The organism is Leptospira alexanderi serovar Manhao 3 str. L 60, assembly GCF_000243815.2.
In the GTDB taxonomy this organism is placed as follows: Bacteria; Spirochaetota; Leptospiria; order Leptospirales; family Leptospiraceae; genus Leptospira; species Leptospira alexanderi.
This window is the reverse complement of record NZ_AHMT02000020.1, coordinates 35,001-42,500: the sequence shown is the minus strand read 5'-3', so window position 1 is coordinate 42,500 and position 7,500 is coordinate 35,001. Positions and strand designations below refer to the sequence as shown.

The 7,500-nt window shown below is 40.3% G+C and carries 9 protein-coding genes and 1 other RNA gene (1 of these 10 cut by a window edge); 5 read left to right on the top strand and 5 right to left on the bottom strand.

Annotated elements, in window-relative coordinates; translation table 11 throughout:
• Positions 1 to 454: 454 nt before the first annotated feature.
• A complete protein-coding gene (locus LEP1GSC062_RS07275) occupies positions 455 to 1,396 on the top strand; it encodes a histone deacetylase family protein (protein ID WP_039941493.1) in 942 nt (313 codons plus the stop codon).
• Between the two features lie 148 nt (positions 1,397 to 1,544).
• Here the strand turns inward: LEP1GSC062_RS07275 and rnpB are convergent.
• An RNA gene (gene rnpB, locus LEP1GSC062_RS20475) (RNase P RNA component class A) lies at positions 1,545 to 1,943 on the bottom strand.
• 128 nt (positions 1,944 to 2,071) lie between these two features.
• Between rnpB and LEP1GSC062_RS07265 the strand changes: the two genes are divergently transcribed.
• The 3 genes from LEP1GSC062_RS07265 to LEP1GSC062_RS07255 all read left to right on the top strand — a co-directional run bounded on the left by LEP1GSC062_RS07265 (position 2,072) and on the right by LEP1GSC062_RS07255 (position 4,003).
• A complete protein-coding gene (locus LEP1GSC062_RS07265; RefSeq protein ID WP_010578650.1) occupies positions 2,072 to 2,521 on the top strand; it encodes a tetratricopeptide repeat protein in 450 nt (149 codons plus the stop codon).
• Positions 2,522 to 2,702: 181 nt separating this feature from the next.
• Positions 2,703 to 2,990 (top strand): ribosome hibernation-promoting factor, HPF/YfiA family, encoded by a 288-nt coding sequence (gene hpf / locus LEP1GSC062_RS07260; protein WP_002556490.1) that lies wholly within the window; start codon positions 2,703 to 2,705, stop codon positions 2,988 to 2,990.
• Positions 2,991 to 3,061: 71 nt separating this feature from the next.
• Entirely contained in the window at positions 3,062 to 4,003 is a 942-nt protein-coding gene (locus LEP1GSC062_RS07255) for a tetratricopeptide repeat protein (protein ID WP_010578649.1), read from the top strand.
• Positions 4,004 to 4,115: 112 nt separating this feature from the next.
• Here LEP1GSC062_RS07255 and LEP1GSC062_RS07250 read toward each other — a convergent pair whose 3' ends face one another.
• The 4 genes from LEP1GSC062_RS07250 to LEP1GSC062_RS07235 all read right to left on the bottom strand — a co-directional run bounded on the left by LEP1GSC062_RS07250 (position 4,116) and on the right by LEP1GSC062_RS07235 (position 7,316).
• The gene (locus tag LEP1GSC062_RS07250; RefSeq protein ID WP_010578648.1) at positions 4,116 to 4,679 is read right to left on the bottom strand and encodes an LIMLP_12425 family protein; all 564 of its coding nucleotides are present in this window, start codon (positions 4,677 to 4,679) and stop codon (positions 4,116 to 4,118) included.
• Positions 4,680 to 4,684: 5 nt separating this feature from the next.
• Positions 4,685 to 5,308 (bottom strand): RNA polymerase sigma factor, encoded by a 624-nt coding sequence (locus LEP1GSC062_RS07245; protein ID WP_020983866.1) that lies wholly within the window; start codon positions 5,306 to 5,308, stop codon positions 4,685 to 4,687.
• A 63-nt stretch (positions 5,309 to 5,371) separates the two neighbouring features.
• A complete protein-coding gene (locus LEP1GSC062_RS07240; protein ID WP_039941490.1) occupies positions 5,372 to 5,731 on the bottom strand; it encodes a PilZ domain-containing protein in 360 nt (119 codons plus the stop codon).
• A 130-nt stretch (positions 5,732 to 5,861) separates the two neighbouring features.
• Positions 5,862 to 7,316 carry an MBOAT family O-acyltransferase gene (locus LEP1GSC062_RS07235; RefSeq protein WP_010578646.1) on the bottom strand — a complete coding sequence of 485 codons (1,455 nt, stop codon included), beginning with the start codon at positions 7,314 to 7,316 and terminating at the stop codon, positions 5,862 to 5,864.
• Positions 7,317 to 7,481: 165 nt separating this feature from the next.
• Here LEP1GSC062_RS07235 and LEP1GSC062_RS07230 point away from each other — a divergent pair, with 165 nt between their 5' ends.
• On the top strand, positions 7,482 to 7,500 hold the start of the coding sequence (locus tag LEP1GSC062_RS07230) for a DUF3332 domain-containing protein (protein WP_020983843.1). Its footprint extends 587 nt past the window's final position; the window shows 19 of its 606 coding nt (coding positions 1-19); it begins with the start codon at positions 7,482 to 7,484; its stop codon lies beyond the right edge, outside the window.

Here is a 7,500-nt window from a genome sequence, read left to right as displayed (position 1 = left end):
TGTAATTACTACTCGGACGCATGAATAAAATACTATGATAAACTATTTCGAAAATTAGAATGTTGGAATCTTCCTCTAAAAAGTCGAGATTTCCCGATTTGACTTAATTTTTGAGAACCGTTGTACTTTTGCAAAACCGATCGCTTATTTTCGAGTATCGTTTTCATGCGTCCGAGTAGTAAACTATGCAATGACAGTATCTTCCGAATTTAGCGTTCATCCTCCCTTTTTAACGTGAGTTTGACGTAAGAAGAAAAGTCTTGTACGAAAACAGCCAGATTGCATATTAAACCGATCCTTCAGCAAAAAAAGTTAAATAGAGTTGTTGAAAAATTAATTCTCTGTCCGTTTCTGCCCTATTGAAATGGATGTTTGAAGCGGTTTTGTTAATCCGAATCATGGAATTTTTCAGCAACTCTAATAACGTTCAAAAGGAGAAGTGATAGGAATGAAAATGAAGACAGGTTTCATTTACTCAGAAGATTTTCTTTATCATAACGCGAATCCAAAAATTCCACACTATGAAAGTTCCGATAGATTACTCGCATGTATTAATAAATTACATCAAACCAATTATTTTAATTCCTTATTCTTCCCTGAAATGAAGAAGGTTCCCAGTGAGTTCTTCAATGAAATTCACTCCAGTACTCATCTTCAAAAAATCGAACGTTCAAAAGGAAAAAGAGGTTACTTTGATTCCGATACCCCTTTCACGGAAAAATCGTGGATTGCAGCTTATTCCGCCGCAAACTCCGGAATAACCCTTGCAAACGCTTTACTTTCAGGAACAATCAAAAACGGTTTTTCGCTTCTTAGACCTCCAGGTCATCATGCGGAACACAATCGAATCATGGGTTTTTGTATGTTAAACAACGTTGCTATTACCGCCCGATATTTGCAGAAGAATGGATTCAAGAAAATCTTTATTATCGATTGGGATGTTCATCATGGAAATGGAACCCAAGAAATTTTTTACCAAGATCCAAATGTTTTCTACCTATCGATTCATCAATTTCCATTTTACCCTATGACTGGCCTTTCCAGTGAAACCGGAAAAAACGAAGGTATTGGGACTACAAAAAACATTCCAATGCAAGCGAACTCGGACAACCAAGCCTACATTCAAAAATTCAAAGAAGTCGTAATTCCTACAATGGAACATTTCGGACCGGATGTCGTATTAATATCCGCGGGTTTTGACGCGCACAAGGAAGATCCTCTGGGCGGAATGAATATCACAACCAAGGGGTTTGAAGACTTAACTAAAATCGTTTTAGAAAGTGCCGACAAAATCTGCGAAGGTAAAGTATTATCCTTTTTAGAAGGCGGCTATAATTTAACGGCTTTATCGGAATCCGTAGAAGCTCATGTAGCGGTTTTAAACTTTTTTTCTTAAAAGAGTCAATCCCAAACCTCAAAAGAAACTCAACTACAATCATTCGCCATGTTCCTAACAAAACGCCGGAGTTCCCACAGATTACGTCCCTTAATAAATTCTAAACACAAAAATTGATTAAAACGAAAACGAGATTTTAAACCGAAATACCAACACTCTGCCTATAAGCCGGATTCTGTCCTCTCCTGAAGAGATGGATGATCATTTATCTTGCTCCGAAAGTTACCGATCGAAGTCTTTGCTCTCTACCCACAGCCCTGCGCGGAAACGGCAAAAAGGCTGCCTATTTGAGATTGCACCCGGGAGGGTTTACCGTTCCCGATCTCTCTCGAAATCGAAGGTGGGCTCTTACCCCGCCATTTCACCCTTACCGCGCCGGATTTCTCCGACGGGGCGGTATCCTTTCTGTTGCACTTTCCATATTCTTTCCCTAAAATTTCTCTCAAAGAAAAAATTCCGGGAATTACCCGGTCCCGTGTTTCCTGGTGTCCGGACTTTCCTCACTCTCTTGGTTTCCCAAAAGCAGCGCGATCATCCAGCAGAATGTTTGATTTCGACTATTTTGAAAAGGCTCAAGCAAAACGAGAAAAAAAAGAAAGAATCTTAGAATCTCCTAAAAATTTGGTACGCCACTTGCATATATTTATGCAAGAACACTGGAACTGAGGTGATAAGATGAACAAGTTTGCGACAATTGCCCTCTTTTTAAGCATTTTTACAGGACTTTACGCAATTCCAGAAGCCGAAAAGGTAGAAGAAGAACTGAATAAGTTCACACCTGAGAATGAAATCCAACTCGCAAATAAGTTAAGTGCTTTGGGAAGCCTCAAACAAAAAGGAAGAGACTACAACTCTGCAATCGATCTTTACAACCAATCTCTAACAGTCCGTGAAAAAATGGGAGAAAAAGAATCTTCCGGTTACGCTCTGGTTCTTTATCTCAAATCCATTTCCGAGTTCCGTCAAGGAAAGTCCTGCCGAGCCCTTGAGAACATTAAATATGTAATTTCAATCTATCAGAAAATCGGAGACATCGATTCCGCTCTGAATGCGGAAGAGGAAGCTTATAAAAAATACCAAGAAGCATGCTCCATCCATATGGAAAGCGTTGCAAAAGCAGAGTAATTCTTGCCCTCGCTCAAACCCGTGAATTTATCCCATCTCTAGTTCTAACTTACTTACCCGCCACCTAAAAAGGGCGGGCTTTTTTTGATTTGACTCTTTCTCTTTCAAGACTAACCTGAAATTCCGGATCTTGAACCCCGTCCTTCAATTTGTCCGGTACAATAACAATTCGGAGCAGCCTATGAAAATAAATTATAACTGGAAAAACGTCGATCATTCTAAAGCAGCCGAAAAATACGCAAACAGCAAGTTGGATCGAGTTTCAAAATATCTTCATGCGGTTCAGTCCTTCGAAATCTCTTTTGAAATGATCCACGGAGAAGTCACTGCAAACCTGAATTTACACGGAGACGGTAACAAATTCAACGCACAGAATTCAAGCAAGGATATCTACGCTTGTATCGACGGTTTGGAAGACAAAATCGTCAAACAAGTGAGTAAACATCACGACAAAAAAGCGAATCACTGACCGATTTCGGCATTCCGCCCGGTGGAATTCTCCACCGGATTCTAAACTTAAGCTAAAGAACCAATTCTCAAATGTCCTTTCTCAGAAAACTCGAAGAAGCAAACCAATACCTTTCAAACGGAGATTTCGATAAGGCAAAAAAAGTTTTCGATTTCCTTCTCGGAGAAGACCCGGAAAATCCGGAGGTAATCGCCGGTTATTTCATCTCCTCTTACTGGGACAACCGCATAGATCGAATTCACAACACGAAAGAAGGAAGAGAAAGAAGCCATCTTCTCGTTCAATATTTTTCTGAGTTTCAAAACGCGTTCGAACTGAGAAAATTCACTGGAACCTCTTCCTTTCGCGCCGTTTCGGAATCGGTTTTAGCAGAAGCTGTCGATCAGCTGAAAATCTCGGTTCAAAGGGAAGGCCTTCACTTTCAAGATCCCTCTGCACTGCTGGGTCTGATACGCGAACTCATCCGCTTTAGAGATTATCGAAACGCGCTCGAAATTTTAAATTATTCTTCTTCCGTGGAAAGGAATTCTCCCGAGTTCCTTTATTTGAAAGCGGAATCCTTTTTTCAAACCGGCGAGGAAAGAAGAGCCATCCTTCTCTTTCGAGAAGCTTTTTTAAAGGACCCTTCCGCAGCGCCTCTCACGATTTTGAAATCGGAACCGATCTTTTCCTGGATCGAAAAACTAAAAAGTTCTTATCAAGAAGAATCAGATCTGAAAGAAGTTCTTCCGGTCGTTTTGGCGGAACAAGGAATTTTCGAGGAAACCAGGAATTATTCCGAAAAGGAAATTCTAGGATATTATCAAAATCTAATTCGTTTGAAAGACACTTTGAATTCTAGAAAAGATCTCTATGACTTTAAGATTCGTTGTAGAATCCTACAACATGCTTGTCTGCTTCTGGACGTTTACAGGGGAATGCAATACGGCGAAATCTACCAAGAATCCAAGAAAATCCTGGACTCAGTAGACCCGGGCTTTTTTCAAAGAAGACAGGGCGGAATTAAGAAATAGAAAATTTCTATTCCATTTGCACACACCCCATTTTTGGTTCATTCAATTTCTATAGGAATTCCCACTTTCGGTTCACGGAACAAGACGGCTTTGCTAAAACTTGAACGTAAAGTTAAGGATTATTTCCCTGGGTTTGTTCGAGAATTCGATCCAATTCTTCCACAATTCCCAAATCCCCTCTTTCAGAAAAATATTTCCGGAGAGAATCGATCGTTTTTCTGGCTTCCGCAGTGGAAGGAATTTGTCTAAGAAGAACTTTGTCCGATTCGGATCGGAATTTACCGGAAGAAGGAATGTCCTGAAAATCTCCCGTTGAAGATTGCTCGAATATGGTACCGGATCTTTCGGACAAATTGGGAACGTCGGGACTTTGAATTCGATTATAAGTTACGAATACGATTGCAATTATCAAAACGACTGAAAAGGAAAATTGTAAACCACGATTGGCGAGAATGTTTTCCCGGATTTTTTCCCATCCTTTTTCGGGTTCGGGCCGAATTGCTTTGAGTTGATTTTTCAATCGGATTGAAAACTCCTCGCTCAAGTTAATACTACGTAACTCTTTGTCCCTGAGTTCGGACATCGTTTTCACGAGCGAATTTTCAATCTTAAGTAAATCTCCGTCTTCCTTTCGAAGAAAAAGCGGAATTTTGAATTTTGACTGTAAACTTTCCATCTTTCTTACCTAAAGTATCCTTCACCCTTGCCGTCTTGTAAAATCAAATGTTTCAGGAATTCTTTCGCCTTAAAGAGCCTACTCTTTACGGTTCCCACGTTGGTTCCCAGAACTTCGGCGATCTGCGCGTAAGACATTTCCTCGAAGTATCTAAGTTCAATCACCTCTTTATAGAGATCTTCCAAGTCGTTGATTTTGCTAATTAGATAGTTGGATTCATCACTAAGTTCAATTTTTTTTTCGAATCCTACCCGATCATCCGTCACCTGGTATTCCTTATCATCCATAGAATTCTCTTTAGCTCGTTTCCGTTTCGCCAACATATCCTTGGATTTATTGACTACGATTCGATAAAGCCAGGTATAAACTCCGGAATCCGCACGAAAGTTACGAATCGATCTATATCCGGAAATGAGTGCGTCTTGAACGATATCCTCCGCATCGTCTCCATCCTTCACCATCGAAACCGCTTTGCGATAGAGCCTCTCCCGAAACGGATTGACAAGTTGAATATAAGCCTCATCATCCCCTGCTTTGATCTTTCTGAGAAGACCGATTTCAATCTCTCTTAAGGTCGGTTTTTTAGGAATGATTTGTTTCCGCTCTATCTTTGTAGAAGATGAATCCATGATTCAAAGATCCCAAAGAAAGCGGATATGGCAATCCGGAAACTTAGGATAGGCAGGACAGAATTAGGGATCTTGCAAAGAAAGATTGATCAAAACCAACGACTCCGTCAAAACCATAGGCACACGAAATCTAAGTCCATAGGCAAATCTTGTCTTATGATCCATCACTTCAGGACCAACCCATACGATATCACCCTCGAATTCAAGACGTTTTCCCGATTCCTTTTCAATTACAGAACCATAAACTGGCTCCGTAACGTCCAAATCCTCTCCGTTTAAGATGATACATATTCCAGTCTCGGAAATGTTGACAAGTTCCGCATGAAGTGTAATTAAACCGAATTCGATTTGTATGATATAATCGGCATAAATACCCGGATAGTATCTACGACTTCTCGGCTGTTCGTCCGGATTACCAAACATATCCGGATCAGAGTTGAAGCGAAACAAATGTTTGTCCAGAAAGATTTTGTCCCGATCCTTTTTGAACCGACTTTCCTTCAAACATAGTTCGCATTAGTATAATCCTTATTAACCGAAATTCTTTCTATAATTAAAATTGAAAATAGATGAACGGCAGTTCCAAATCCGGGGTCAGAAGAGCCAGAATCATCGCGATGATCGGATAAAACGAGAACTCGAACCATACGGGCGGATTCCATTCCATCTTTTTTTCGAAGATGAAATAACCAAGCCACTGACCGGCAATCACACAAAGGATAACCGGAATTCCCGTCTTCAGCATATAAGGACGCAAGCCTCCTTCGGTGTAAATGAACATCTTTTTCAGCATGATCCAACCTTTCGTAAACGACTCGGCACGAAACCAAGTCCCGACGGCTACCGATACGAAACAGGTAAGAATGATTTGGATCGGCGCCAATATTTTATCCGGAAGTATCCGAAAATCCCGAAAATGTTTTTCCTTTAAACTTCCATAAAGAGCTTCCAAAAGTAAAATCGTCCCTTGACAACTTCCCCAGATGATAAACGTCCAAGCCGCTCCATGCCAAAAACCGGCTACAAACATCGTAAACCAAAGATTAAATCTATGGCGAAAAGCCCCCGCTCTATTTCCTCCCAAGGAAATATACACATAATCCCTAAGCCAAGTGGAAAGAGTCATATGCCATCTTCTCCAGTGCTCCGTAACGCTTCTTGCAATAAAAGGCATTCGGAAATTCTCCGGTAGCTCGTAGCCTAACAACAATGCGGATGCATAAGCCATATCCGTATAACCGCTAAAATCGCAGTAAATTTGTATGAGGAATAAAGTAGCCCCTAACCAAAGCGCGACTGTTCCGTAGTTTTCGGGATGACCGAATATTTTTTCGACGATCGGAGCCGCATTATCCGAAAGCACAACCTTCTTGATATAACCCAGGATGAAATAACGGATCGCCTTTCTAAATCGAATCTCCGTTAAATTTTTAGCCGTGTCCAGTTGAGGTAAAAAGGTTTTGGCCGTCACAATCGGCCCCGCTACAAGTTGAGGAAAAAAAGAAACGAACAACGCAAATCGTAAAAAACTTTTTTCCGGAAGAATTTGCCTCCGATACACGTCGATCGTGTAACTCAAAGATTGAAACGTATAAAAGGAGATTCCCACGGGAAGAATAACGTGTAAAATCGGAAGCGCATTTTTTACTCCGAAATGTCCGAGGAATAAATTGACGGAGTCCGCAAAGAAATTATAATATTTGAAAAAACCCAATATAAAGACGAGATTTAAAACCAAACTGACTGTGATCAAAGCGAATCTGGTCCTTTGATCCCGAGAAGAATCGATTCTCGCGGCGAGAACAAAATCGATCACGGTAGAAAGTAATATCAAACCGCCGAATCTCCAGTCCCAACTCATGTAAAAATAATAGCTGACGACTAGTAAAAAAAAATGAGTGAAAGATAAAGCTTTTGTATCGTTTCCGAAAAAGTAGGGAATCAAATACCAATAAACCAGGAATACGAAGATAAAAAATACGAAAAATTCTAAAGTTGGAAAAAGCAAACCTTTCGCTCCCGATCTCCTTCTATCTTTTTTAAAACCTAGATCCGGTCAAGGAATTATGCCCCTCGCTCAAACTCGAATTTACTCTTTGAAAAAAGAAAAACCTTGCATAATTTTCCAGAAGCGATTCAATTTTCAAAAATTCGATCAAGGAGTTGTCCTTTCATGCAACAAAACAAATTTC

Excerpts from the sequence above, each read along its gene's own strand:
- LEP1GSC062_RS07275 (WP_039941493.1), top strand. The coding sequence starts at position 455 with ATGAAGACAGGTTTCATTTACTCAGAAGATTTTCTTTATCATAACGCG.
- LEP1GSC062_RS07265 (WP_010578650.1), top strand. The coding sequence starts at position 2,072 with ATGAACAAGTTTGCGACAATTGCCCTCTTTTTAAGCATTTTTACAGGA.
- hpf (WP_002556490.1), top strand. The coding sequence starts at position 2,703 with ATGAAAATAAATTATAACTGGAAAAACGTCGATCATTCTAAAGCAGCC.
- LEP1GSC062_RS07255 (WP_010578649.1), top strand. The coding sequence starts at position 3,062 with ATGTCCTTTCTCAGAAAACTCGAAGAAGCAAACCAATACCTTTCAAAC.
- LEP1GSC062_RS07250 (WP_010578648.1), bottom strand. The coding sequence starts at position 4,679 with ATGGAAAGTTTACAGTCAAAATTCAAAATTCCGCTTTTTCTTCGAAAG.
- LEP1GSC062_RS07245 (WP_020983866.1), bottom strand. The coding sequence starts at position 5,308 with ATGGATTCATCTTCTACAAAGATAGAGCGGAAACAAATCATTCCTAAA.
- LEP1GSC062_RS07240 (WP_039941490.1), bottom strand. The coding sequence starts at position 5,731 with ATGTTTGGTAATCCGGACGAACAGCCGAGAAGTCGTAGATACTATCCG.